Genomic DNA, 25,677 nt, shown 5'->3' on the forward strand with positions numbered 1-25,677 from the left:
CAACTCTTTTTTATATACCGAATGTTAATTTATGGAATTGTAGAAAAGACTTGCATCATGAGGTATTTTGGGAATTAAATTGCTTACGTATTCAGGCGAGTTTTGATTCGCCAGATCATCAATCCGACTTTGGTCGGCAATCAAAATCAACTATCTCCTGCATTTCTATGTAGGGCACAGCAACGTTAGGGATAGACCTTCATGAAAATGATTCAAACAGCCACCCTTGGTACGGCATTTGCCGTTCTCGCAGGCACCACCGCCCTTGCAGATTGTGGCATTGGTGCTGGAAATGTGTCGATTATTGGCAATGATTTTCCAGCCATCCACGCCATCACAGATGCAGCAAAGGCCTGCGAAGTTGACGGCCTGACCGTGACAGCAAACCTGACCAAAGAGCACCAGACATTGAACGCCCCAGGCATGAGCGGCAATCCTGCGGAATACAGCGTTGCGGTTGTTGCGAACTCTTCCATCGTGGCCTTGTTGAACGATGGCTTGATCCGTCCGCTGGACGATCTCATCGCGCAGTATGCGCCAGACCTGCCCAGCGTGAACAAAGTAACTGTTGATGGTAAGGTAATGGCCGTGGCATTCATGGCCAACGCGCAGCACCTGTTCTACCGGTCTGACGTTTTGGAAGCTGCAGGCGTTGCCGTGCCGACCACCTATGAAGAGGTGCTTGCCGCTGCCGAGGCAATCCGTGCCGCTGGCATTATGGAGCACCCCGTCGCGTTGAACACCGGTGCAGGCTGGAACCTCGCTGAAGAATTCATCAACATGTATATGGGCACCGGCGGTGAACTGTTTGAAGCAGGCACTGCTATGCCAACGATTGAAAATGAACAGGGCGTCGCCGCTTTGAACATGCTCAAAAGCTTGACTGAATATTCTAACCCCGACTTCTTGACCTTCGATTCTAACGCGACCCAAGCTTTGTGGGAAGCAGGCGATCTGGCCTTGGCCACGATGTGGGGCTCTCGCGGGGCTGCGGTTCTGGACGACGAAGGGTCATCAAGCGATATCGTCAGCACGACAGTGCTGTCAGCAGCCCCGTCATTCGGCGGCAACGCGACACCTGCGACAACATTGTGGTGGGACGGTTTCGCTATTGCGTCCAACGTATCTGACGAAGATGCGGCGGCCAGCTTTCAGGCAATGATGGTCGGCATCGGTTCAGACGTGGTTGAAGCGAACCAAGACGCGGCCGTTTGGTTGAACCCATCCTATCTCGCGACACCTTCATCCGCAGGCGTGATCGCATCGGCACAAGCGGGTGCAAAACCGTATCCTATGTTGCCATATGTTGGCCTGATGCATTCTGCACTTGGCGATAACCTTGCAGAGTTTTTGCAAGGCTCCGAAAGCGCAGAGCAGGCTTTGGCTGATGTGACAGCCGCCTATATCACCGCGGCGAAAGAGCAAGGTTTCGTTCAGTAATACCCATCAGATCGGGGCGGCGACAGTGTCGCCCCGATCATATTTTCCCCTGCTCTCCTGAATGTTAGGCTGAAGCCGATGCCCCATCGTACCTTTTTTTGGTTCATCTTGCCTTCTGCCTTAGCGATGCTCTTGTTCATCGCTTTCCCGCTTGTATCCGTGATTGTGCAATCGCTTCACGTCGCGCACGAGCAGGTCTTGATTGTCTCTGAAAATTGCGGCCCCTTCGGCTGCACCGAAAGCACATCTGTCGATGTTGAAGCGACGGCATTGCTTAAGGATGCGGCCCCTCTGGGGCGGTTCAACGGGCTTGGCACCTATTTTGATCGTGGGCATCTGGCCACGGCTGAAATTGCGGTCGCATGGTCCGGCACCGACGGTTGGAGTGAGTTCTTCTCCAAGGTGATGAACCTGCCGTTTTACAAGGCGCTGGCATTTACCATAGCTTATACGGCCGTGGTGACGCCGCTGGTGATTTTGTTGGGGTTAGCGGTTGCCTTGGGTGTGAACGGTTTGCCCAAACTGCTTAAGGGACCTACGATTTTTATCTCCTTATTGCCGATGATCGTCACACCGCTGATCGGGTCACTGATCCTGTACTGGATGATTGATGCGGACGGTATTTTGGGCAAAGGGCTGCAATATATTTTTGACGATGCTGCGCTGTCACTCAAAGCGTCGCGGTTGCTGACTTGGTTGACCCTGTTTACCTACGGCATCTGGCATGGCATCCCTTTCGCCTTTGTCGTGTTTTACGCAGGTCTGCAAACCGTGCCCGAAGAAACGCTTGAGGCTGCGATGATCGACGGGGCGAGCCGCTGGGAGCGTATTCGCTATGTTGTGATACCCTACATGGGGCCGCTGTTCGTCTTTGTCGCATTGATCCAGCTGATGGACAATTTCCGCGTGTTCGAGCCGATCATCGGCTTTTCCGCACAGGCCAACGCCTCGTCGCTATCGACCGAAATCTATGGCGATTTACTGGGGGATAACGCGCAATATGCCTCCGCTGCAGCGACATCAATGTTGACTGTGATCGGTGTTGCGATCCTACTGACGCCTGTGCTGATCCGCACCTGGCGCGACTTTAATCGCAAGGCGGTATAATCATGGCAATTGCATCCCAAAGGCGGTCCACGCCGCTTGTCATCATCTCGTCATGCCTTGTTTTGACATGGATCGTAGTCGCGGCATTTCCGTTCCTGTGGACCCTTTGGGGGTCGTTCAAAGTGCAGGGCGATTTCTTTTCCAAAGCGGACTGGATGAACGCGATCTGGGGTACCCGCACGGAGATTGAAACCGGCGGGCAGTTTACCGGAGCAGGCTATACAGGGGCTTGGATTGAAAAGGAGTTTTGGCGCGCAGCCTTGAACACCGGCATCATTGTTTTCTTTACCGTGATCATTTCGTTGACCCTTGGCACGTTGGGCGGTTATGCGCTGGCGCGCTCTGGCTATCGCTACGCGTTTTGGCTGTTGATGCTGGCCTTGGTGTTCCGCGCCATGCCGCATATTACGCTAGTATCGGGCTATCTTTTGCCGTTCTTTGAATGGAACCTTTGGGGGCATATCCCGACGACCATCATTGTCCTCGTCGCGATTAACCAGCCGTTCACCTTGTGGATGTTGCACTCATTTTTCCTGAACATTCCCAAGGATCTCGACGAAAGCGCCATGGTCGATGGCTGTACGAGGTTTCAAGCTTTTCGTCATGTAATCGTGCCCGTCATGTGGCCTGGCGTGATCACGACGGGGCTGTTTTCGTTCCTTCTGGCTTATAATGATTTCACTGTGACGGCTTTGCTGCTTAATCAAGAAAACCAGACGATGATCCCCAAAATCGCAAGCTTCCTCGGCTCGACACAAGTCGAGGGGAACGTGATGTTTGCGGTTGCGGCAGTGGTTTCGGCCACGGCCCCGTTGTTTGTCCTGATCCTGTTCTTCCAACGTCAAATCGTCAGCGGCCTGACCGCAGGCGCGGTCAAAGGGTAATCCTATGTCAGATTTTCAAGACGAAAAAGCGGTCGTTCGCGCCTATCAGGCCGCTGTTGATTTAGCCGATCCCGATGCGGCTGCAAGCGCGATCTCCGCCCACGTCAGCAACGATTATCTATGGCGCGGCATGCATCCGTTTGACATCCGCAGAGGCGCCGCCGAGGTGGCAGAGGTGTTTTGGTCTCCTCTCAAAACCGCACTCACATCACTAACGCGACGCGAAGATATCTTTATGGCGGGACGCAACCAGATGGATGATTTCCAATCTGTCTGGGTTGTCTCGATGGGCCATCTGATGGGGCTGCATGATGCGTCTTGGCTTGGTATCCCTGCAACACGCAAAATAGCGTTTCTGCGCTATGCCGAATTCTGTAAGGTCGAAGATGGTAAAGTGGTTGAGACCGCGATGTTCTGCGATATCCCGCACCTTATGATCCAAGCAGGTGTGAACCCGTTCCCACCGCAAACTGCAGCCCATATGGTCCAGCCTGGTCCGGTTACACATAGCGGCCTGATGAATGATGTTCAGGCCCCTGCGGAAGGGGACAAAACCCTCGCGTTGATAAACGCAATGATCAATGATTTGGGTACTTGGCAATCGGGCTTGCCCTTGGTTGATGAACTGGCACGCACGTGGAATGACGATATGACCTGGTGGGGGCCTGCTGGCATTGGTTCGACCTACACGATTGCCCGTTATGCCGAACAACATGCAGGGCCATTTCGCGCCAGCTTTACGAACCGCACAGGCACCGGGCATTTGTGCCGGCTTGCTGAGGGTGAGTTTGGCGGTTTTTTCGGTTGGCCGAACTTTTCAGCCACGGCCACTGGTGGCTTTATGGGTTTGACTCCGACCGGCAAGGCAGGCGAGTTTCGCGTGGTCGATATCTACCGGCGCGGTGGGGAAAAATTATCTGAAAACTGGGTCTTTATCGACCTTCTCCACTGGCTGAAGGGACAAGGTTTGGATGTGTTAGAGCGCCTGAACGCCAGTCAATGACGTGGCCTTGTTGACAGATCGTTCACTGTATGAATCCAGTGTAGTAGCAAGCTGATATGAGCAGCTGGACACAGACGAAGTACAAGACCCGGAACTGGGCAGATTACAATTTTTCACTCAAACAACGAGGATCATTATCGATCTGGTTTGATCCGCTGATGGTTCGGGAAGTTGAGGTGTCTGGTTGAAGGGGGCGTCAGCAAACCTACAGTGATGCTGCCATTCAAGCTTGTCTAACCTTCAAAGTCTTATTCGGTCTGCCCTTGGTGGTAGACGACTGGGTTTGTTGAGAGCCTGCTGAAACGTGCTGGGCTGGATTGGTCGGTGCCCGACTTCAGCACCCTGTGTCGTCAATTGCCCGGCAGGCGATTTGCAGCGCAAATCTGCCGAGAGGGGTCAGAGAACATTATCAGTTGCCATCCCGTACAAGGCGTCGGCAGGGCCGTTACACCTATTGGTGGACGGCACAGGCATCAAAGCTGAAGGCGAAGGTGAGTGGAACGTGCGCAAGCACGGCGGGTCCAAACGCCGATTGTGGCGCACGATACTTATTGGTATCGATGAGGAAACGCTGGAGATACGCGCCATTGAGGTAACGAGCAGCGGGATCGGCGATGCGCCTATGCTGCCAGACTTGCTCAACCATATCTCTCCGGACCAGGACCTTGGCAGCGTCACCGCCCCCTCTCATGCATGTAAACATGCACTGCCGGGCAGTGGATGGTGCTTGCGACACGCGCAAATGCCATGATGCGATTGCAGCCCGAAACGCCCATGCCGTTATCCGGCCCCGCAAAAACGCCAAGCTTCGGAAGCCTAACACGGCAGGAGCACGAGCGCGCAACGAAGCGGTGCGGTCCTCAAAGTATCGAGCTATGACTGAAACTGGTGTTTGAGTGGTTTGAAGGTTGGCGGCGTATCTGGTTGAATTGTTGTTGGAAGACAGCAGCCCAACCAAAGGAGATACACCACCATGGGAACTACTAACATTGTTGATTTTGCGCGTCGAGACGAGATGACGGACGCGTTGACGGAGTTGCTGAAAACGGGAGCACAACAATTGATCGCGACAGCAGTTGAGGCTGAGCTTGTCAGTTATTTGGCGCAATTTACCGGCTTACGCACCGATGCCGGTCACGCGGCAGTCGTGCGTAATGGACATCATCCGGCCCGCCCGTTTCAAACGGGCATTGGCCCTGTGAGCGTGCGCATTCCAAAGGTTCGGTCCAAGGACGGCACACCGGTGACATTCCGGTCTGCCCTGGTGCCGCCCTATGTGCGCCGCACGAAGACGCTGGAAGCGGCCTTGCCATGGCTTTACCTCAAAGGGATCTCCAGCGGCGAGATGGCTCCCGCCCTCAAGGTTCTTCTGGGCCCAGATGCCGTTGGCTTGTCGGCTAATACGGTTTCGCGTTTAAAACGCGATTGGGCCAATGAATACGAGGCTTGGAAAGGCGCTGAGTTAGATGACGAGCCCATCGTCTATATCTGGGCCGACGGCGTTCACAGCGGCCTTCGGGGCGAGGATGACAAGCTCTGTGCCCTTGTTATTATTGGGGTAACTGCCCGTGGCAAGAAGCGATTTCTGGCAATTGAGGATGGGGTGCGCGAGTCCACGCAGAGCTGGCGCGAGGTTCTGCTTAACCTCAAAAGCCGAGGCATGAATGCGCCCAAACTGACCATCGGGGACGGTGCCATGGGGTTTTGGGCGGCCATGGACGAAGTCTATCCTGAGACCCGCCATCAACGCTGTTGGCAACACAAAACGATGAACGTGCTCAATTGTTTACCCAAGCTGTCTCAGCCAAAAGCCAAGGCCGCGCTGCACGACATCTGGCAGGCCGAGACCAAAGTCGATGCAGAAAAGGCGTTCGATCTGTTCATCAAAACCTACGAACCCAAATACCCCAAGGCCACACTATGCCTGCAAAAAGATCGTGAGGAACTCATGGCATTCTTCGACTTCCCGGCGCAGCATTGGCAAAGCATCCGCACTAGCAATCCAATTGAATCGGCCTTCGCGACGATCCGGCATCGTACCAAGCGTTCAAAGGGCTGCCTGTCACGCGATGGCATGCTGCACATGATGTTCAAACTGGGGCAATGTGCTGAGCAAAATTGGAGGAAGCTACGCGGCTTTGACTACCTCGCAAAAGTCATCACAGGCGTCACGTTCAAAGACGGAATCGAAACCACAAACCCCGACCAGATCACCGCATGACCAACAATACTCAAACACCAGATTTGACAATAACTCCAAAGTATCTGGACCGTGCCCTGTGGCGGAACCTGACTGGATACCACTGCCGTAGCCGTGTCGAAAAGAAGATGCATTGCATGAAACTGCTTGGTCAGCGCCTCTTGGCGCGGGACTTGACCGCCAGGTTGCTGAGATTCAAATCTGCGCCGCGATCCTCAATGACTTAACGGCGCTTGGCATAACCAAGACTGAGGTTGTGGCGTAAATCCGTTCGCGGGAAAGGGAAGCCTGACCTAAAGCCGATTTGTGCAACAAAGCCTCGCGTAGCTCACGTTAAAGTGCCTCCGGCCTGCTCTTGTGTGACTGATAGCCATGTAACAATTCTGCGTGCAAACGCTGACTGGGTTACTAAGCCGTACTTTGCTTACACCTTGAAGCGCTTACAGCCAGTAGTAGAAGCTGCAGCAAATGGTTCTACCGGCCAAGTTGAACTTAGCAGACCCTATATAACCGCTGGAAGCGTTGGAGTGACATGGGGGAGGTTGCACGGATCATGATGGGCTGGCAGAACAGGCCCCTGATAATAAGACAATCTCAATTGATGCAACCTACCTCAAAGCGCACCGCACTGCCTCAAGCCTGGTGTAAAAAAAAGGGGGCGTGGGCGTCTGATAGGGCAGACCAAGGGCGGCATGAACACAAAGCATCATGCAGTTACAGATACTCGTGGACGTCCAGTCCGCTTCTTTATCACAGCAGGTCAGGTGAGCGATTATACTGGCGCTGCTGCCCTAATGAATGGCCTGCCAGGGCGGATTGGTTGCTTGCCAACAGGCGATATGACGCCGACTGGTTTCGAGAAGGCCTTATAGAAAAAGGAACTCGCCCCTGTATCCTTGAGTGCAAATCACGCAAGACGACCATTAAATACGACAAGAGGCGCTACAAACGACGCAACCGTATCGAGCATATGTTCGGCAGGGTCAAAGATTGGAGACGCGCCGCAACACGCAATGACAGAAGCCCAACGGTATTCCTCTCCGCCATCATGCTCGCAGCAACCGTTATATTTTGGATATGAGTCCTGAGCCTAGGAGAGTGTCTGGCTCATCTGGTTGTTTTCATTATGCGGCGCGCTGGCGGTGATGCAAGCGGCGTGCTTCGAGCGTCTTTCGTTTGATCCTTTCCCTTTGTTTTAGAATGGCTTTGTCACGTCCGAAGTAGACGTCTAATGGTGCTTAAAAAAGAAACCATGCCAACGCTTGCACGGACGTCGCACAAGCATTGGCCCGTCTGGAATAACCATTTTTTTCAACGAATTGTACTCGACGCGGTCTGTGGCGGTGTCTGGTACGATCATTTGCCACGACCTGCGTATCGGCATCTTACAAAGGACCAAGCCGCGACAGCGGTCGCACTGTGCGAAAAGATCATGTCAGGGAAAGTTGATTTGGAGATGCTGAACCAACAATCCTTGGCGTGGCGCGGTAAAACGCGTGTGATCAAAAAAGAGGCCTAGGATGGCGAAACGAACATCACTGCAAGATGCCGCAAACGTCGAAGTGGCCGATGATATTGATGATCTGGTTTCGGATAAACGGGCCGATCGGCTTGCAACGGCGGCCAAAGGGCGAAGACGTCAAAGGCGGTACAAAAAGCGACTGACGCAGGAATTGATCCGTCACCTTGATGACGACGCTTGGGGGGGCGTGTATGAAACCGTCAAGGCCGCCAATACGTGGAAACATGGGTTGCCCATTGTGAGGCCAAACCTATCTGTTTGATAATGTTTCTTATATCAAAAACGCCAGAGGCTCCGCCCAATGACAACAACCAGCTCAATTGAGCTTAAAGACATTATCCTAAACACAAATATTGGAACATATGGGCCAAACGACCCGGTGCCCGACCATCACGTGCTTGATCTGACGTTGCAGATTGACACTGAAAAAGTCCTGATCCCGCAAGATGGCATGGAGCATGTATTCGATTATGATCCCCTCATTGCCAATCTGAAGGCTTTGGCGCAAACGGGTCATCGCGAAACACAAGAGTGGCTGATGTCCCAGATTGCCCACCTTTGTGCACAGAGACCCGCGATCCAGACAATTGAGATTTACCTTCGCAAATTTCCAGCTCATCAAGGAACAGGGAGCGTTGGTGTGCGTCTGGCACTCGATAAGGTTGATTTTGCGCGCCTTCGCGCACAGCCGTGACGCCCCAAAGGCGTTGCCCATTGCAAGGTGATCGCATAAAGCCCGCACTTTGCGGGTCGAAAACATCTCACCGAACCCTATCTACCGCTTCTCAGCACGAGCTGTTTTGGCTGACAGCCTTACGGGTGTCAGTCTCGACAGTGCGGATATCGAGCGCTGACGGAATTCAATCTTGGAAAGGATACCTCAATGAAAGCTTTATTTTTCGGTTCAATCGGCAGCGTTATAGAAACGTCAGAACTGCAACATGATGCGTTCAACAAAGCGTTTGTGCAGCATGCTTTGGACTGGCATTGGGATTTGGATGAGTATCGCAGCATGCTGAAAACATCAGGCGGTGCCAAACGTGTTGCGGCCTACGCCCACGCGCGCAATGAAACCGTTGATGCGGGTGCGGTGCACGCGACCAAATCGCAGATTTTTGTCGATGATCTTGCGTCTGGTGATGTGCAACCCTTGCCCGACGTCATTGCTATATTGAAAGCGGCTGGTGACGCTGGCTTAAAAACCGGCTTTATCTCAACGACCGACAAAACAACCATAGATATCATTGTTGCAAAACTTGCGGCACAGGGTCTTCAGCCCTTCGATGTCATCACCCATCGCGGACTAGGCATGAACGAAAAACCAGCACCAGATGCGTATTTATTTGCCCTTGAACAGGCCGGTGTTGCTGCGAAGAACAGCCTTGCTATCGAAGACAATATTGATGGGGTTGCGGCCGCCCAGACAGCAGGCGTGAGGGCGTTCGGCCTTCCTGGTGCCTATTCTGAACTGGGTGACCTTGATGGCGCAGACGCCGTTTTCAAGACTGGGATTGTCGCCGCACTGCAGACATGGATCATGAGTAATTAGGACGTTTCATAATCATTGAGGAGGCAAACGACATAGAGAGGTGAACGGACCAAAAGCGGATACAAACAACCATAAATTGGCTCTCAGCGCATCAAAAGGGTGGCCTAAAACAACCTATTTTGTCCCGCCTAACGGCCGCTTTGGTGGATCCGCTGCGTTACAACGTGCGCTCTGCCGCGCTTGCAGATGAATGCTGCGTCAGCAATTGCCGCATTTGCGGAAAGCCGCTTTGTACGCAACCTGATTATTGGAACGGCGCGCGGCGGAAGCGTGGTTTGGGAATACCCAATTTCGACCCTCTCAATGTCCGTTTTGGTGAGACCCGATGCGTTTCAAAATGCGTGGTGCTGCACATGCGAAGAAATGCTGCGTCAGCAATAGCCGCGTCTGCACAAGGCGGCTTTGTCCAACCTCTGCTAGTTCGTGCGAGATGCGGCGAAGGGTCGGTCTGAAATCCACTGACGTCGTTATCATTGAATGGCCGCTTCCGCGACTTGGGCTACATCGCGGCATGAAATCTGCTGTAACTGCGAGGAAATGCCGCGTCAGCAATAGCCGCATCTGCACAGGTCCGGTTTATTTCAGGTTTTTCGATTGGGGCCTGAGCGCGGCTTTTCATTTTGTAACGATGGCGGCCCGCGTTGGAAAACATGACTAGGAGGAAGCCGTAGGGTCTTGGTGTGCCTTATGGCAACATCGTGAGCGTCTACCTTGGCCCCGACGAAACAATTTCCGCCCTGACTGATAACGGGTTGGAAGAGCTGACGGACATGATCCGAGCCGCTCGTATCAACACCAAAACCTGGCAGGAATTCCTTGAGGACTTCGTCGATGACGCCGCCCTTGTGACCCGGATCAAGGCGCTGTCACCGCGGTAACAATGGAGCGGTTACCAAACACCGCTGCGCGTTGAGAGTTCAGCCTGCGTCCAGTTCTTCTCTCGACGAGCCTGGCGGATTGCATGGCCAAGGTTTTTGGGGGTGCGAACAAGGTTTTGCAAATCAGTTCTCCTGCCGTGATTATGATACTCAGGTCATAAAGCTCAATTATGATCCTTAGATCATACGTCAAATACTCTAACTCCTGGCTGTTTACGCTACAGCGTAAATTAGAGAAGTTTGCGCTGTAGCGTAAATTTGACACCTCCATGCTACCTCACGCTTTCATCCCTGCCGCACGGACCTGACCTGTCGCTCTCAACAGTTCATTGACTTTCAGAAAAACATACCCTATTTTCTGACAAGGAGTTCAAACATGATTACGTCGAATATCAAGCAACGCATCATCGGAAAGGGACGCGGGGCAATCTTTGCACCAGCTGACTTTCTTGATATCGGGTCCCGCGCAAGCGTGGACCAAGCTTTGTCGCGTCTGTCCGATCAGGGCGTGATCCGACGGCTTACACGGGGGCTATACGACTACCCAAATAAGAGCCCTCGCTTCGGATTTCTGTCGCCATCAACAGATGATATCGCAAAGGCAGTTGCCCGTAAGGACGGTCAGATTCTGCAACCCTCGCCATCAATGGCCGCCAACCGATTGGGCCTTTCAACTCAGGTGCCCTCCAAGCCTACCTACATGACAGACGGCCCTACGCGGACCAAAAAAGTTGGACGGCAAGTCATCCAATTCCGGAACGCGTCCTCCAAGACGCTCGTCGGCGCAGGCCATAAAACCGGGGTTGTCTTCCAGGCATTGCGTTATATTGGCAAGGATCGTGTAGACAGCCAAATAGTCGACCAGCTTGCTCGCACACTGGATGACAAGGACCGGATGCTGCTGACAAAGCAAAGCAGGCATGTCCCTGCTTGGATGCACCCTATCGTGCAACAGATTGTTGCGCACGCATAAGCATGGAACAGTTCGCCAACGACACCCCAGAACTCAGAAACGAGGCCTTTCAAGAGGCTGCATCGCAGCTTGGAATGTCAAAGGCAATCATCGAAAAAGACTTCTGGGTCTGCTGGTCGCTCAAAAAGCTCTTCAAATTGCCAGCCTTTGGCGAACAAATGATTTTTAAGGGCGGGACATCCCTCTCCAAAGCCTATGACGTCATCCACCGGTTCTCTGAAGATGTGGACCTCTCGCTCGATCGAGAACAGCTTGGTTTTGTCGGAGATCGTGACCCAGACGGTCCTGATCTGTCAGGCAAGAAGCAAAAGAAATTGCTTCAGGAATTACAGGAGGTAGCGGAAGACGCCGTCGGCGGCCAGCTGTTGGCTGAGATCCAAACAGCGTTTGACGACAACTTAGAACCTGAGTTCACGCTATCAGTCGACCCAAATGACGCGCAGACCATCCTCTTCGCGTATCCTTCGATGGCTGGAAACGTTGCGGGGTATATCCAACCAATTGTGCGTTTTGAGTTCGGTGCGCGTGGCGTCCAACTTCCTGCCGAGCAGATCGACATTGCACCATACTTGCATCAAGCGTTCCCCGATCTTCTGACTGACGGTCAGGTCGGCGTGAAAGTATTGGGCGTCGAGCGCACGTTCTGGGAAAAAGCCACCATTTTGCACATGCTTTTCCATCAGGATGCCGCCAAGCCTCTCGCGGATCGAATGTCGCGCCACTACTACGATATGGCGCAGCTGATTGGGCACGAGGCCAAGGATCGCGTGAACTTCGTCCCGTTTTCCGGACAGTTTGCTTATTGACCCTATGCTGCCATTTTCCAAGTCATATCTTCGAAAGCCTGTTTTGGCGTTTTGTAGCCGACGCCTGAATGACGGCGCTGGCGGTTGTAGAAGACCTCAATGTATTCGAAGATGGCGGCCTTGGCCTCAGCGTGTGTTCTAAAGCGCCGCTGGTGAACCATCTCCTTTTTCAATGAAGCAAAGAAGCTTTCCATCGGCGCATTGTCGAGGCATTGGCCCTTGCGGCTCATGGATTGAGTGAGTTTCGCCTTTTTGATCAGCTTGCGATAGTCCCCGCCAGCATATTGGCCGCCCCTATCGGAATGGTGTATCAATCCCGGAACCGGGCCTCTGCGTCCCAGAGCCATCTCGAGGGCGGCGCAGCAAAGCTCCGCACGCATGTGATCCTCCATCGCCCAACCGACGATCTCACGCGTGGCCATGTCCTTCACGCCAGCCAGATAAAGCCAGCCTTCGTCCGTGTCGATATAGGTGATATCCGCCAGCCAAACGGCATTAGGCGTCTGGCTGTGGAATTTCTGTTCCAACAAGTTTGGGGATGGCTTCAGCTTATGATTGCTGTCCGTTGTGATTGGCTTTCTACGCTTGCGAAGAAGCGGGGACACCTTGTGTTCCTTCATTATTCTCGCAACACGGCGCTCGGAGACGACCTCACTATCCGCCAGTAAGTCTTGGTGAATACGCTTTGATCCATAACATTTCTTACTGGCCTTGAAGAAGGTTTTTATCTTGGGAAGCAACGCCTGATCCCGAGCGTCGCGATTAGCTTGACGCTGATCACGTGCAGGCTGACTGGCTGGGAACCCGTAGAACCAGCCCCGGGATATCTCTAGAAGACGGCATAATATTGAAACCGCGTATTGAGCTTTATGGGCGGTGACGAAAGCACGCTTGTTCGTCATGGTTTCACCGCCCGCGCCGCGAAAAAAGCGGATGCTTTGTGCAAAATCTCCACTTCCTCAGCAAGCCGCTTGTTGTCTTTGCGAAGGCGGAGCAATTCAGCCGCATCCGCCTGCTGACGCCGTTTGGCTTCAACTGAGCCAAACGCCTCAATTTCCAAGCGCCACGTCTTCAGCTGCGTCCCAGTGATCCCAAGCTCCTTGGCAACGCTGCCTTGCGTCGCACCAGGCTCATATAACCGCTCAACTGCAGCTGCCTTATAATCGTCTGTATAATTGCGTCGATGTTGTCCCATTTGGTGCCCCTTTCACGGACTGGGGTAAAGTACCCCAATGTCCGGCAACAGGGACGAAGTTCAGCGCGCTCCAAAGTCTCGATTTGCTGACACAAGTGGCACATCATAAATCGGTCTTTTTCAAATCTGCCAAAGCGAACTACGAAGGTGCCAAACCTGGCTCTCTTCGCCTGACACCGAACGACGGTCTCACCGCTGCGCTTCGAAAAGACTATGCGGGCATGCGGGAAATGATCATCGGTGACGTGCCGACCTTCGATGAAATTCTGGCTAAGATCGAGACTTTCGAGGCTGAGATCAACAGCTGACCCCACTGCCCGATTGCTCGTGGCACTTCTCCAGACCTGCAGAGCAAGAACCGCCGCTTTCAGAAAAACCTTTGTCACGCCTGCAGCCCCGCCGCGCGTACTTGCTCGGGCGTAACCAGTTTCAAAGCGATCAAGTCCTCAGTCTGCCGGTTGGTGATATGACGGCACAAAGGGTGGCGCTCATGGATCCACTCCACAAGGCTGGCGCGGCCTTTGGCTTCGGCCTCTCGCGCTTTCTTGCGGTCGGCCTGTATCTGAACAAGGCCCTTCTCCCATCGGCGCATCTTGAACCAATTGTCCGAGAAACAGATCTTACTGCGCGTGTACCCTTCGGTCTCAGTGGCATAGGTTTTGACTGCCTTCAGCAGATCATCGGGTTCAATGCCTGCCTTCACTGACGCTGCAATCTGGCTCAGGCAGGTCCGTCGGTCTCGGATCCTGTCCCGGGGATAGGCCGCCAGGATCTTCTCAGCTTCAAGATCTTCGACCTCCGCCGCCGCCTCGCGCCTGCGCGTAGGTGGTTTATGGATGGTTTTAGGATGGTTTGGGGTCCACCGTGAACCCCGTACCCCGGCCACCGTGGACCCCGTACCGGGTTCAGGCTGGACGGGGTTCACAGTGACCCCCGTCACGATATCGGGTTCCGCAGTGGTTTCCATCGCCTCCACGCTTTCGGGAACAATGCGGTAAATGACGGTATAGCCGTTCTTGCAGTGCCGCCGCCCAGTCTCGATCAAAATGCCCTCCTGCAGGAAGTCGATGATCGTGCGCTTCACGGTACTCTCGCTGAGCTCTGTATGGCGCTGGATCGTTCCTTTGGAGCACCAGATGCCCGAGCCGTCATCGCTCGCCTTGTCTGCAAGAAACATGATGATCTGTTTGCGCGCGGCACTGCCAAAGCGACGCTCTGCGCATTCATTTGCGATACGCCAACTCATAATCGCACCGCCAATTGGCTTGAGGTCAGGCCTAAATTCGCGTAATAATGAGGGAGGAAAAATTCTTCTATGCCGTTGAGGTGGGTGGCCGCCCCCTCAGCGGTTTTTCTTTGCCTTTTGGCCTGCGAAAAACCGTTTACCTCACGCTCGTAACCCATTGAAAGGTGACCGTGAACGAAACAAGTCCGTTTACAATTTTTCCCTATTATATCAGTGGAATTTTCCAGATTGCAAATCCGTGTACAGGAGTTCGATTCTCCTACTCGCCTCCAACATATTGTGTTTTTAAACTAAAATATCCCCAAAACACACAATATGTAGTCAACGCACTTTTGTACACAACTCGTACACAGTCCGCGTGTAGTTTTCGCTCTGAATTTGACAGCTTTCAAAGTAGTGTATGTTGAACAGACACTTAACGAAATTGGCTGATGATGAGCTACGGCATTAATACAATAAAAGTGCACAAGAAACTGAAGCTGGATAAGCGGCAGGGTAGTGAAAACTGGTATGCGCGGCTGACGCTGAACAACGGCAAGCGCATTGTGCGCAGCACAAAGACTGATGATTTGGAAGAAGCAAAAGTGCGTGCGTGGAAGCTGCTTATGGAAACGCAAGCACGCATAGACAACAATCTGCCAGCACAAACGCGTAAGTTTAAACACGTTGCTGAATTTGCGATTAAACAGATGCAAGACGATTTGGATGCTGGTGCAGGCAAACAAGCGTACAAAGATTACATATCTGCGCTTAAGCGATGGCTGATACCTTACTTTAGCGACACTGATGTTGAAAAGATAGACTTGGCTGGGCTGACGAGGTTTGACGCATGGCGCACTAAAACGAACAAAAAGCCGTTTTCACAAAGTGGCATCAACAATCACAACACAGCGCTCAATCGTGTTTTTAATGAAGCGGAATTGCGTGGCTGGATGGTTAAATCTTTGCGGCCTACCCTGCTCAACAAAGGTACGGCAAGCGAGAGCAGAGGCAGCTTTACAGACGCTGAATACAAGAAAATTTATACAGCGCTGCGCACGTTTGATAAAGAAACGACGAACACAAAAGCTGCTGCAACGCGTAAAATGCTGCGCAACTATGTGCTGTTTCTAGCAAATACGGGCATACGACATGGCACTGAAGCACTTAGACTGCGCTGGAAAAATATTGAATGGCAAGAAGCAGACGGTGAACGCTACTTAGTTATTAACGTAGATGGAAAAACCAACACACGTGAAACGGTGGCGCGAGACAGGGTTGAGGTCTACTTGATAAGACAATGCAAACTCAATCCAAACATTAGCTTTACTGATTTTGATAGCCTTATAAACGCAAAACTTGATGAAATTGTATTTATTACAAGCTTAGGCAAGGTTGCCACCGTACATAACTTGAATGCACACTTTAACACACTGCTTGATGAGCTGAATTTAAAGACAGGTGCTGACGGCAAGGAACGCACGCTTTACAGTTGGCGGCACTACTACGCGACACAAGACTTGAAGCGGGGCATGAGCACGCACAAGTTGGGAAGGCAGATGGGCAACAGCACGAAGATGCTAGACAGACACTACAGCAAATATAGCCCAATGTTTAATGCTCACATGCACAGTGGTAGAGCAAATAAAACAAAAACAAAACCGACAGCAAACAGCAGTGACGCGATAGCTGAGACAGCTTTTGGGATGCTTGATGCAGGAACATTGACTAGCACTGAATTGCTGGCTGCACTGGGCACAAGCAGGGCTGATTACAAAGTTACGGAAACGAGTGCGTTGAAGGCGCTCAAAGCTAAAAGTGATGGAAAGATTGACGCTGCAACGCTGCTTGAAATTTTGAACGGCAAATAGAAAACGCACTGCATTTTTTGGTGCAGTGCGTCGGTAACGTGTAATGCTGGATCACTTCTTTTTTGCAGCAGCTTCAACAACAGCCTTGTCCAACTCACCAGTTTCAGCAGCTTTTTTAAACGCCTCAATTACGCCAGCAACATCATTAAGTTTATCCACAAACACGGCGTTGCTTTTGCCGTTAATGTTTAAAACGCGACTGCCATAACGGCACTGCACATAGTAGCCCGCGTCTTGCTCAAAAAACCAAGCACGCACGCGTTTTTCATGCTCAACGCGTACACGTTCACCTGCGTCATTTGTTTGCCAGCGTTTCGTTTTCACAGTGTATTCTTCGCCAGCTACAACAGCAGCAAGCACCCTGCCCTGTTCTTCAATAGCCGCAACCAGTTTATCACGTCGTGCAAGTACGGGATCTTGTTTCACAGTACGTTGCACGGTCTTCAAGTTCAGTTTTGCAAGTGCGCTCATATCAGTTGTTCCTTTGTAAGTATCTATACTCAAACAATAAATTCAAACACAAAGCAGAACGACCGAAATATTCGACCTTTGCCGACAAAGGATAAATAACTGCGAAGGGACCGCAGTTATGACGACAAATTGGAGAAAGACGACACATAAAGGCTGGATTGATGGACTGGCTGACAGCGACTACGACATTGCGGGTACGCTGAAATTTTACAACGGACGCACTATCGGCAAAAGCAAAGCTACGGCGTTACTTGGTGCATACTGGCACAAAGTGGACAGAATGCTTTTTGGACAGGCTGCTAACAAAGGCTACGGCGTTGAGCGCTGGTGCTTTACTGAGTACGGAAGCGACGGGCAAAACTTGCACGTACACTTTATTGCAAAGTCACCAATAACAGTGAGACCATGCTGTGCTGTGCTGAACGCGCTTTGGGCAAACATGGACACAACGACAGCTGACGTTGCGCACAACTGGATTACACCAATACAAAATGCACGTGCTGCAATTGGCTACGCGACAAAGGATACACGACATTTAGGCACAGATTTACTAGGCGAGAAAATTTCACACACAAACGCAGCAGGCATAGACACAGGCACATTTGACAGGGAAGCGCAGATTAAGCGCATAGCAAACAGGATTTCGCACAGGCATTTAACACAGGCTTACGAGGCTATGGAAGAGTTATTGTTTATAGGTTCAGGTGTTTTGAGACTCACACGACTTTGGCCTGAGTGATTCGAATGTACTCCATTGGTGTCTTGCCTTTCAAGGCATGATGAGGCCTGAATGTGTTGTATTTATCGACGGCTTTTCGAAGTTCAAACCGCATCGCTCCTATGCTGTCGGCAATGAGATCACGACATGCATAGAACTCTTCGCGGAAGGTGCGGTTACCGCGCTCGACACCACCGTTGTATTTTGGCCTTGCTGGCGGCAGCACAATGAGCGGGATCTCCATCTGTTCGCACGCTGTCTCAAAATCGGCCATAAACTCAGACCCGCCATCGACTTGAATTGAGATGATCTTATAGGGAGCTATTTCCACGAGTTCTTGCAAAAACCGTTTGGCAGAGCGTGCCGTGGCATTCGAATAAACTTGCGCGTGGATATGCTTGCTACACCTCTCCCAGGCTTGAAAGTGTTTGCACGTGACGCCGTTCTTCGTGGCAGTCATATGATCGATCTGCACACGCTCGCCAACCACAATATCTTTGTAATCCCTATATTTCCATCCCTTGGCATGCCCCTTGGAAAAATTACGCTTGCGCTTTTGGGGCGCAGATCTTGATCGTGTGATCAGGCCTTTTTTCCTTAGAAAGCTCAAAATGCGCCCCACGGTGCTATCGCTCATGGTTTGCTTTTTGTCGCGACGCAAGATGGCCCCTATTTTCTCCTTACCGTAGGTTTCATTGTCGCGGCGGGCCTCAAGCACCAATTGCTTTTCTGCCTCGCCCCACTGTGACTTGTTGCAGCGTTTGGGAGCCTTTGAAGGCGGTATGATTGCCTGCGCCAAATCCTTCAAAATACGCTTGTGACGGTAATATGTCGCGCGCGAGATGCCGACGAATTCAGCGCACTTTGATAGAGAAACGCCCTCTGTACGTAAGTCGTCCCATTGCCGAACCTGACCTTCGTATTTGATACGGTACACGTCCAAACATTCTTGTGTCCGCGCCCAAGCATAAAGTTTATAAACGTTCTTGTGCAGTCCGATGATTTGCATATTGGCCTCGTGAGCTGGTTTCTTTCAATTCTCAGTCTCCGAGGTCGCCTAAATCTTGGCAACAAAATTTTGTCTCACATCTATCTGAACTTATTCAATTGTCAAATCTGGTGTTTGAGTATTGTTGGTCATGCGGTGATCTGGTCGGGGTTTGTGGTTTCGATTCCGTCTTTGAACGTGACGCCTGTGATGACTTTTGCGAGGTAGTCAAAGCCGCGTAGCTTCCTCCAATTTTGCTCAGCACATTGCCCCAGTTTGAACATCATGTGCAGCATGCCATCGCGTGACAGGCAGCCCTTTGAACGCTTGGTACGATGCCGGATCGTCGCGAAGGCCGATTCAATTGGATTGCTAGTGCGGATGCTTTGCCAATGCTGCGCCGGGAAGTCGAAGAATGCCATGAGTTCCTCACGATCTTTTTGCAGGCATAGTGTGGCCTTGGGATATTTGGGTTCGTAGGTTTTGATGAACAGATCGAACGCCTTTTCTGCATCGACTTTGGTCTCGGCCTGCTAGATGTCGTGCAGCGCGGCCTTGGCTTTTGGCTGAGACAGCTTGGGTAAACAATTGAGCACGTTCATCGTTTTGTGTTGCCAACAGCGTTGATGGCGGGTCTCAGGATAGACTTCGTCCATGGCCGCCCAAAACCCCATGGCACCGTCCCCGATGGCCAGTTTGGGCGCATTCATGCCTCGGCTTTTGAGGTTAAGCAGAACCTCGCGCCAGCTCTGCGTGGACTCGCGCACCCCATCCTCAATTGCCAGAAATCGCTTCTTGCCACGGGCAGTTACCCCAATAATAACAAGGGCACAGAGCTTGTCATCCTCGCCCCGAAGGCCGCTGTGAACGCCGTCGGCCCAGATATAGACGATGGGCTCGTCATCTAACTCAGCGCCTTTCCAAGCCTCGTATTCATTGGCCCAATCGCGTTTTAAACGCGAAACCGTATTAGCCGACAAGCCAACGGCATCTGGGCCCAGAAGAACCTTGAGGGCGGGAGCCATCTCGCCGCTGGAGATCCCTTTGAGGTAAAGCCATGGCAAGGCCGCTTCCAGCGTCTTCGTGCGGCGCACATAGGGCGGCACCAGGGCAGACCGGAATGTCACCGGTGTGCCGTCCTTGGACCGAACCTTTGGAATGCGCACGCTCACAGGGCCAATGCCCGTTTGAAACGGGCGGGCCGGATGATGTCCATTACGCACGACTGCCGCGTGACCGGCATCGGTGCGTAAGCCGGTAAATTGCGCCAAATAACTGACAAGCTCAGCCTCAACTGCTGTCGCGATCAATTGTTGTGCTCCCGTTTTCAGCAACTCCGTCAACGCGTCCGTCATCTCGTCTCGACGCGCAAAATCAACAATGTTAGTAGTTCCCATGGTGGTGTATCTGGGAATGTCCCGAAGAATGTTGAAATTTTAATTTAGGGTGGCGTTGCTTCCCCTGAGCCGTAGGCTCTGGGTGTTTAATCGCAAAAGGAAGCAACACCATGAAGAAGACTATCACAGCAAGCGCTGGACTTGCCAGCGCGTCGAATGTTCATCAACTCGTGGAAACAGCCTGGGACAAAGTTGGCGAGAGCTTCGAGCAGTTCTGCCTGACGGCGGGCGTCGCCAGTCTGGTTCAGATGTTTGGTGAGGACGCAGATACGCTGGCGGGTGGCCGATACGAGCATTGCACTGACAAGCCTGGCCACAGATGGGGCACCGCGAAAGGTCAGGTTGGGTTCCATGGTGGGAAGATTGAGCTGGAGCGCCCCCGTGTGCGCGATAAAGTGACCGGTAAAGAGATTGTCCTGCCGAGCTGGGAAGAGGCCTCCTCGGGTGGCTTCCTTGAACAATGGGCAATGAGCCTAATGTTGATGAATGTTTCCACCCGTAAGTATGACCGAGCTGTACGGCTGCCCGAAGCGAAGGTGCCTAATAAGGCAGGGAGCGGGCTGTCCAGGTCAGCAGTTTCGCGTCGCTTCAAAGCACTCACCCAAGCGCGCCTGGATGAGTGGATGTCATCTGATCTATCGGAGCTTGACCTTGTAGCGATCCAGATCGACGGGCTGCATTTGGACGATCATTTGTTGGTGCTTGCGGCCGTGGGTGTGGAGGTTTCAGGCGAAAAGCACCCTCTGGGCGTCATTGAAGGGGCGACCGAGAACGCCGCGACGGTTCAGGCGCTTTTGGACAATCTGATAGAGCGTGGGCTCGATCCAGCGGGCTGCTATTTGTTCATCGTAGATGGGGCTAAGGCACTGACCAAGGCAATTCGGCGCACATTTGGTGCCGATATTCCCATCCAAAGATGCCAGATACACAAGGCCCGCAACATAACTGACAGGCTTCCTCCAAAGCTGCACGCCTCCGTACGCCGCGCGCTGAAGCAAGCATGGGAGCTTGATGATGCCGACAAAGCCGAGCGGTTGATGCGGAATCTTGCCCAGCGACTAGAGCTTGAGGCTCCGGACGTTTCAAAGTCGATCCTTGAGGGCCTAGACGAAATTCTAACTGTTGTTAGGTTGGGGCTACCTGTGGAATTGAGACGCTCATTGGCCAGCACCAACATCATTGAATCTATGAACAGCGTGATCCGACAGGTCTGTCGAAACGTCAAACGCTGGCGCGATGCAAAAATGGCGCTGCGCTGGACAGGGGCTGGTATGCTGGAAGCCGCGAAAGGCTTCCGCCGCCTAAAGGCCTACAAGCAACTCCCCATTCTCAAGCAAGCTTTGCTAGATCATCGCAATACCGTAACGCTTGACCAAATCAAGGACGTCGCCTAACCATCAATCAAGCAGCGCCACTCGCCCGATTTTCAACATCGTACGGGACATCCCCGTGTATCTCCTTTGGTTGGGCTGCTGTCTTCCAACAACAATTCAACCAGATACGCCGCCAACCTTCAAACCACTCAAACACCAGATTCAGTCATAGCTCGAGTTCGCACAGCGGCAGAAGGCAGTTTGTAACTGAACTTGCTGACAAAGGCGTTAATGCGCGTGTTGTGCAAGCTTTGGCGCGACACAAGCACTTGAACACAACCATGCGCTACATTGATTTGAACGAGAACAAACTGCGTGCTGCTGTTGAGTTGGTTAGCTACTAAGTATTTGCACTATGCCTCTCAGCCCCAAGTACAACCATCTTGCCCCAAGTGTACAAGATGCAAAAATCGTGTGTTTTTGAACTTAAACCACTATTTAAGTAACATGCTTAACTGGTTTGATGGGTTTTTTTGGGCTTAGTTTCCGCTCCTTACTCCGTAACCGCGTCGCGTTTTTCTCAAAGTCGTTTGTCTGTGTACGTTTGGTGCGTATCGGCTTGCTTTTTAGCTGCGCGTTACCGTCCAAAATCTCCCATATGTGCAAAATCACCACCTCAAATCTGTAAGTACTTCAGTGCTTAAAACTGCGCTGCAAAATCTTTGTCAGCCAACTACCCCTTCAAGCGTCAAATATTTATGCACGAAAATTCTACGCCTAAATTACGTCGTCATCTCGCAGCTTCAAAAAGCTTTCAAGTTGCACTGTTGTTGCATCATCACGCTCGTCTGCCCCAGCTGCTTTAAGTTCCAAGTCACGTATTGCGCACTCAACAGCATCAAGCTTTATGTCTCGTTTCGTGCGTTTATGACTTACCAGCCCGCCACCGTTATTATCCAAGCTTCTGCTTGTAACAACTACCGGAACTGTACCTGGTTCAAATCCGAACGCACTGCTGTCTATATCCCTATCAAACCAAACAAGCAGCCCAGCATCTGCTGCAATTATCTCATCCAAGTATACGTGTAACCGTTCAAATAGCGCTTCAGCATGTGCAAAATGCTTTGACGCCTCCTTGCTCTTGCCTCGCGTACGAGCACCCTCACCTTTGTTGCTTAGGCTCAAGTTTCAAATGCAACACTCAGAGCCCTTTGGGCATAGGATGTTGTGATGGACATACGAAGCAAGCACCTCAGCAGCGAGGACCGTGGCGTGATATTAGCCGAGCATAATAGGGGCAGCAGTCAGCGGTTGATCGGCCAGCTTTTGCATCGCCCGGCGAGCACGATCTGCCGTGAGCTGGCGCGAGGTCGGCAGGAAGACGGCAGCTATTGCCCGCAAGCGGCGCGGCAGGCCTATGATGCCCGGCGTGCGCGCTGCCGCCGCGAGCGCAAGCTTGTGGAGGGGAGCGATCTTTATCGTTTTGTTCATGGCAAGCTCGTACATCTGCACTGGTCGCCTGAGCAGATTGCGCAGAGACTGCGTCTCATGAAGCCTGATGATCCATCCGCCCATGTGAGCCATGAGACCATCTATGCCGCGATTTACGCGCAGCCACGTGGTGGGCTGAAGGCGGCGATGATCGAGGCGTTGCGTCAAGCGAAGCCTAAGCGTGGGCTCAAGCGCAGGACAGCGGCGGGCAGTGCTATGGTCCCGGAATCATTGCGCATTATCAACCGCCCTGAAGAGATCGAAGCGCGACTGGTACCAGGCCATTGGGAGGGCGACCTCATCAAGGGCGCATTCAATCGCTCGTCAGTGGGGACCTTGGTCGAGCGCAAGACACGCTTTGTCATTCTTTGCAAAATGGACGGCAATGGGGCCGAGGCCGCGCTCGACAGCTTCACCCGCCAGATGAGACGACTACCCGCTGCTTTGCGCAAGAGCATGACCTACGACCGCGGCTCCGAAATGGCCTGCCACCCCGAACTCGCCAGACGGTTGAAGATCGATATCTGGTTCTGCGATCCGCATGCGCCTTGGCAGCGTGGCAGCAACGAGAACACCAACGGACTGCTGCGTCAGTACATGCCCAAAGGAACTGACCTGAACGGTGCAAGCCAAACATGGCTGAACGACGTTGCAAACCTGATGAACAACCGTCCGAGAAAAACTCTCGGTTGGAGAACACCCGCTGAAGCCATGGCCGACGAAATCGCGGCCTTCAAATCAACCGTTGCACTTGATGTTTGAATCCAAGCTCTACGCCCGTCCATAACCAAGCATCAACAGGTCGACCTCGATAGAGCCGCTGCAAGCCACCTGACAACCAAATTTGTATTTGCGTGCGTGATATCGAAACAATGCCCAATGGCATTGTGCGGCGCATTTTGGCGTCTTGAACGCGCCACACCCAGCCGAGATAAACTATTGCTCAAATCGTGTGACAAATGCATGCGTTTTGACACTCGCCACCACAAATCACGCGCTCAAAGTCCGTCGTATTCGTATGTCACCAGATGTTCGGCATGGTCCCTGATACCACTTCGTTTGATACCGATCTTATCCAATTGTCCATCGTTCAACGCTTGCAAGACCGACTGCATTTGTCTGATCTGGAAACGGACCCAACAGTTTTTGAAGCTGTTGCGTATTCTAGTTGCGATGTGGCCGACGGCGATGGCAGCGTCCTCAAGGGCATGTTGGGCCCAGACGAACGTGCTGCCTGATGTGTTGCTATACATTTTCATTTGTGAGTTCCTTTTGTGACTGCTCAAACGCAATCTGGGGGATGTCTGCGCGTGATATTCCTATGTCCAACAGGTCTCGGTTCGACAAAGCGTTGAGCTGCGTCAGGGATCGTAAATATTTTGCCGCCTTGATCTTTACTTCGGCTGCTGCGTTACGGCGGCTAATGTAGCGCGCGTGCAGTTCAGTCAGACCTGACGTCAGCCAGCTATTCGTATGGGAAACTACCATTGGCATGGTGCACTCCTATTACTTTGCTGCAGCGCGGTATTTATGCTGCACTGCAGAAATCGCACCGGCAAGCCAAGTTTCCAACCCTCTGAATCCGCATAGTGGCTATGACTAACAAGAAGGGAACCATCAAAGTATCGATGTATCTGCTTAAATAATAACCATCATGAACGCTGAGGACGCAGTGACAAAAAGGTTTAGCAACTGCTCTGCAAAGACTTTTCGCGTTGCCCAAACCGAACATACATCATGACGGCCAGATGGATGATCTCGGGGCTCGTATTGAAGTAACGAAAGGATGAGTATTTTGTCGTCCACAGAAGCTAAGTGCCGCCCTGCCCACCTCAACCTATTTTGCTCTGAGAGTGCCCGATAAGGGCACCTCGATTGAGGTGCCCTTATCATTGATTGTGCCAGGAAGGCTTATGCGCGGGCCCGGCGAGCAAAGTTCTCAATGTCGCCGCGTGTCATACCAATGTCTGCAAGCTCACGTGCACTCAAATTGTTCAGCGTTTCGCGCGTCTGACGAACGGCGTTCCAATTTTTGAAAAATTTTACCAGGCTAACAAAAGGGTTCTTGAAGGGGACGTCGGATGGGCGAATTGTTGTGAAAGCGGCCATAGCCATACTGAAAGGGACGGCGGGTTGAAAATTTGTTTTGAAAGCGGCCATAGCCATACTCCATTGGTTAATCGTTATGTCTTACCAATCGAAATATGTCGCTCCGCTTCCTATAGTAGAGTTAAAAATAGCATACCGCTTATGCGCTTTTCGCAACCGCAGCATTTTCAATGCTTTCCCCAGAATGAATTGGAAATAGCCCACCAGGATGCTGTCAGACAAAATCGAACCAGTCTCAGTTCTCCAGCAACCTCAATCGCTTAGGCTAAGCAGAGGTCGCGCCACTCCGTAAGAGCGGCGACGCGGTTCAGCTTGAAATTTGATCGGTTGTAGAGATGGCGCCCTTGGTTGAAATGGTTGTGTGCTGAGCCGTAGATGGCGGCGAATTCCTGCAAACTTCGCATCCGCCTAAATCGACGCATGGCCCACTCTCTTCATCTAAATGGCTGATGTTAATTCTCGGCTCGAATGTTGAACCAGCGCCCAGTTTCTTGCCGATCAGCGTTGCCGATTTTGCTCTGACAGTACCCTTAAACC

General features: G+C 52.3%; 27 protein-coding genes and 6 pseudogenes. 21 read left to right on the forward strand and 12 right to left on the reverse strand.

Annotated elements, in window-relative coordinates:
* The first annotated feature begins 201 nt into the window (after window positions 1–201).
* The 15 genes and pseudogenes from OA238_RS16280 to OA238_RS16355 all read left to right on the forward strand — a co-directional run bounded on the left by OA238_RS16280 (window position 202) and on the right by OA238_RS16355 (window position 12,362).
* Window positions 202–1,440: an ABC transporter substrate-binding protein gene (locus OA238_RS16280; protein WP_015496017.1), complete on the forward strand. Its 1,239-nt coding sequence runs from the start codon at window positions 202–204 to the stop codon at window positions 1,438–1,440.
* 78 nt (window positions 1,441–1,518) lie between these two features.
* Window positions 1,519–2,547, forward strand: coding sequence for a carbohydrate ABC transporter permease (locus OA238_RS16285; RefSeq protein ID WP_015496018.1), 1,029 nt, complete (start codon window positions 1,519–1,521; stop codon window positions 2,545–2,547).
* 2 nt (window positions 2,548–2,549) lie between these two features.
* A complete protein-coding gene (locus tag OA238_RS16290; RefSeq protein ID WP_015496019.1) occupies window positions 2,550–3,431 on the forward strand; it encodes a carbohydrate ABC transporter permease in 882 nt (293 codons plus the stop codon).
* A 4-nt stretch (window positions 3,432–3,435) separates the two neighbouring features.
* On the forward strand, window positions 3,436–4,434 hold the full coding sequence (locus OA238_RS16295; protein ID WP_015496020.1) for an ester cyclase: 999 nt from the start codon (window positions 3,436–3,438) through the stop codon (window positions 4,432–4,434).
* A 56-nt stretch (window positions 4,435–4,490) separates the two neighbouring features.
* Window positions 4,491–5,303 (forward strand): annotated as a pseudogene (locus OA238_RS16300) (IS5 family transposase); the annotation flags it as partial.
* Between the two features lie 104 nt (window positions 5,304–5,407).
* Window positions 5,408–6,655, forward strand: coding sequence for an IS256-like element ISOan6 family transposase (locus OA238_RS16305; RefSeq protein ID WP_015493820.1), 1,248 nt, complete (start codon window positions 5,408–5,410; stop codon window positions 6,653–6,655).
* Window positions 6,656–6,693: 38 nt separating this feature from the next.
* A pseudogene (locus OA238_RS31875) lies at window positions 6,694–6,899 on the forward strand (IS5/IS1182 family transposase); the annotation flags it as partial.
* A 231-nt stretch (window positions 6,900–7,130) separates the two neighbouring features.
* Window positions 7,131–7,715: pseudogene (locus tag OA238_RS30395) on the forward strand (IS5 family transposase); the annotation flags it as partial.
* A gap of 171 nt (window positions 7,716–7,886) precedes the next feature.
* Window positions 7,887–8,153 carry a hypothetical protein gene (locus OA238_RS16315; RefSeq protein ID WP_245581332.1) on the forward strand — a complete coding sequence of 89 codons (267 nt, stop codon included), beginning with the start codon at window positions 7,887–7,889 and terminating at the stop codon, window positions 8,151–8,153.
* A gap of 1 nt (window position 8,154) precedes the next feature.
* A complete protein-coding gene (locus OA238_RS16320) occupies window positions 8,155–8,418 on the forward strand; it encodes a hypothetical protein (RefSeq protein ID WP_015496023.1) in 264 nt (87 codons plus the stop codon).
* A 39-nt stretch (window positions 8,419–8,457) separates the two neighbouring features.
* Window positions 8,458–8,850: a dihydroneopterin aldolase gene (locus OA238_RS16325; RefSeq protein ID WP_015496024.1), complete on the forward strand. Its 393-nt coding sequence runs from the start codon at window positions 8,458–8,460 to the stop codon at window positions 8,848–8,850.
* A 189-nt stretch (window positions 8,851–9,039) separates the two neighbouring features.
* A complete protein-coding gene (locus OA238_RS16330) occupies window positions 9,040–9,705 on the forward strand; it encodes an HAD-IA family hydrolase (RefSeq protein ID WP_015496025.1) in 666 nt (221 codons plus the stop codon).
* A 680-nt stretch (window positions 9,706–10,385) separates the two neighbouring features.
* A complete protein-coding gene (locus OA238_RS16345) occupies window positions 10,386–10,583 on the forward strand; it encodes a hypothetical protein (RefSeq protein WP_015496026.1) in 198 nt (65 codons plus the stop codon).
* Window positions 10,584–10,959: 376 nt separating this feature from the next.
* Window positions 10,960–11,556 carry a DUF6088 family protein gene (locus OA238_RS16350; protein WP_015496027.1) on the forward strand — a complete coding sequence of 199 codons (597 nt, stop codon included), beginning with the start codon at window positions 10,960–10,962 and terminating at the stop codon, window positions 11,554–11,556.
* Window positions 11,557–11,558: 2 nt separating this feature from the next.
* Window positions 11,559–12,362 (forward strand): nucleotidyl transferase AbiEii/AbiGii toxin family protein, encoded by an 804-nt coding sequence (locus OA238_RS16355; protein WP_015496028.1) that lies wholly within the window; start codon window positions 11,559–11,561, stop codon window positions 12,360–12,362.
* Between the two features lie 2 nt (window positions 12,363–12,364).
* Here the strand turns inward: OA238_RS16355 and OA238_RS16360 are convergent, their stop codons facing one another.
* Window positions 12,365–13,264 carry an IS3 family transposase gene (locus OA238_RS16360; RefSeq protein WP_015496029.1) on the reverse strand — a complete coding sequence of 300 codons (900 nt, stop codon included), beginning with the start codon at window positions 13,262–13,264 and terminating at the stop codon, window positions 12,365–12,367.
* A complete protein-coding gene (locus tag OA238_RS16365; RefSeq protein WP_015495240.1) occupies window positions 13,261–13,557 on the reverse strand; it encodes a transposase in 297 nt (98 codons plus the stop codon). The genes OA238_RS16360 and OA238_RS16365 overlap by 4 nt, the downstream gene beginning before the upstream one ends.
* A 95-nt stretch (window positions 13,558–13,652) precedes the next feature.
* On the opposite strand from OA238_RS16365, the gene OA238_RS16370 reads away from it, so the two are divergent.
* Window positions 13,653–13,865: a hypothetical protein gene (locus OA238_RS16370; protein WP_015496030.1), complete on the forward strand. Its 213-nt coding sequence runs from the start codon at window positions 13,653–13,655 to the stop codon at window positions 13,863–13,865.
* A 74-nt stretch (window positions 13,866–13,939) separates the two neighbouring features.
* On the opposite strand, the gene OA238_RS16375 is transcribed toward OA238_RS16370, so the two are convergent.
* Complete coding sequence (locus tag OA238_RS16375) at window positions 13,940–14,803, reverse strand: hypothetical protein (RefSeq protein WP_015496031.1); 864 nt, start codon at window positions 14,801–14,803, stop codon at window positions 13,940–13,942.
* A gap of 431 nt (window positions 14,804–15,234) precedes the next feature.
* Between OA238_RS16375 and OA238_RS16380 the strand changes: the two genes are divergently transcribed.
* Complete coding sequence (locus tag OA238_RS16380) at window positions 15,235–16,653, forward strand: tyrosine-type recombinase/integrase (RefSeq protein WP_015496032.1); 1,419 nt, start codon at window positions 15,235–15,237, stop codon at window positions 16,651–16,653.
* Between the two features lie 51 nt (window positions 16,654–16,704).
* Here OA238_RS16380 and OA238_RS16385 read toward each other — a convergent pair whose 3' ends face one another.
* Entirely contained in the window at window positions 16,705–17,124 is a 420-nt protein-coding gene (locus OA238_RS16385) for a DUF6641 family protein (RefSeq protein ID WP_015496033.1), read from the reverse strand.
* A 118-nt stretch (window positions 17,125–17,242) separates the two neighbouring features.
* Between OA238_RS16385 and OA238_RS16390 the strand changes: the two genes are divergently transcribed.
* Window positions 17,243–17,863 carry a hypothetical protein gene (locus tag OA238_RS16390; protein WP_015496034.1) on the forward strand — a complete coding sequence of 207 codons (621 nt, stop codon included), beginning with the start codon at window positions 17,243–17,245 and terminating at the stop codon, window positions 17,861–17,863.
* Here OA238_RS16390 and OA238_RS16395 read toward each other — a convergent pair.
* Both OA238_RS16395 and OA238_RS16405 read right to left on the reverse strand, forming a co-directional pair.
* Complete coding sequence (locus OA238_RS16395) at window positions 17,841–18,851, reverse strand: integrase core domain-containing protein (protein ID WP_015494683.1); 1,011 nt, start codon at window positions 18,849–18,851, stop codon at window positions 17,841–17,843. The genes OA238_RS16390 and OA238_RS16395 overlap by 23 nt on opposite strands.
* Before the next feature lie 128 nt (window positions 18,852–18,979).
* Window positions 18,980–20,227, reverse strand: a pseudogene (locus OA238_RS16405) (IS256-like element ISOan6 family transposase).
* 110 nt (window positions 20,228–20,337) lie between these two features.
* Here OA238_RS16405 and OA238_RS16410 point away from each other — a divergent pair.
* Both OA238_RS16410 and OA238_RS30400 read left to right on the forward strand, forming a co-directional pair.
* Window positions 20,338–21,621, forward strand: a complete 1,284-nt coding sequence (locus OA238_RS16410) for an IS256-like element ISOan3 family transposase (RefSeq protein WP_015494821.1) — start codon at window positions 20,338–20,340, stop codon at window positions 21,619–21,621.
* 59 nt (window positions 21,622–21,680) lie between these two features.
* Window positions 21,681–21,944 (forward strand): tyrosine-type recombinase/integrase, encoded by a 264-nt coding sequence (locus OA238_RS30400; protein WP_083906761.1) that lies wholly within the window; start codon window positions 21,681–21,683, stop codon window positions 21,942–21,944.
* A gap of 373 nt (window positions 21,945–22,317) precedes the next feature.
* Here the strand turns inward: OA238_RS30400 and OA238_RS16415 are convergent, their stop codons facing one another.
* Window positions 22,318–22,725: a hypothetical protein gene (locus OA238_RS16415; protein ID WP_044037015.1), complete on the reverse strand. Its 408-nt coding sequence runs from the start codon at window positions 22,723–22,725 to the stop codon at window positions 22,318–22,320.
* A 45-nt stretch (window positions 22,726–22,770) separates the two neighbouring features.
* On the opposite strand from OA238_RS16415, the gene OA238_RS16420 reads away from it, so the two are divergent.
* A complete protein-coding gene (locus OA238_RS16420) occupies window positions 22,771–23,793 on the forward strand; it encodes an IS30 family transposase (protein WP_015494757.1) in 1,023 nt (340 codons plus the stop codon).
* Window positions 23,794–24,029: 236 nt separating this feature from the next.
* On the opposite strand, the gene OA238_RS30405 is transcribed toward OA238_RS16420, so the two are convergent.
* The 5 genes and pseudogenes from OA238_RS30405 to OA238_RS33925 form a co-directional block, all read right to left on the reverse strand.
* Window positions 24,030–24,290, reverse strand: coding sequence for a hypothetical protein (locus OA238_RS30405; RefSeq protein ID WP_083906732.1), 261 nt, complete (start codon window positions 24,288–24,290; stop codon window positions 24,030–24,032).
* Window positions 24,277–24,525 (reverse strand): DUF1127 domain-containing protein, encoded by a 249-nt coding sequence (locus OA238_RS16430; RefSeq protein ID WP_044037017.1) that lies wholly within the window; start codon window positions 24,523–24,525, stop codon window positions 24,277–24,279. The genes OA238_RS30405 and OA238_RS16430 overlap by 14 nt, the downstream gene beginning before the upstream one ends.
* A 227-nt stretch (window positions 24,526–24,752) precedes the next feature.
* A pseudogene (locus OA238_RS35130) lies at window positions 24,753–24,839 on the reverse strand (IS6 family transposase); the annotation flags it as partial.
* 103 nt (window positions 24,840–24,942) lie between these two features.
* Window positions 24,943–25,191, reverse strand: a complete 249-nt coding sequence (locus tag OA238_RS16435) for a DUF1127 domain-containing protein (protein WP_051076507.1) — start codon at window positions 25,189–25,191, stop codon at window positions 24,943–24,945.
* 209 nt (window positions 25,192–25,400) lie between these two features.
* Window positions 25,401–25,655, reverse strand: a pseudogene (locus tag OA238_RS33925) (IS6 family transposase); the annotation flags it as partial.
* Between the last annotated feature and the right edge of the window lie 22 nt (window positions 25,656–25,677).

It is taken from the genome of Octadecabacter arcticus 238 (assembly GCF_000155735.2).
Taxonomy (GTDB): domain Bacteria; phylum Pseudomonadota; class Alphaproteobacteria; order Rhodobacterales; family Rhodobacteraceae; genus Octadecabacter; species Octadecabacter arcticus.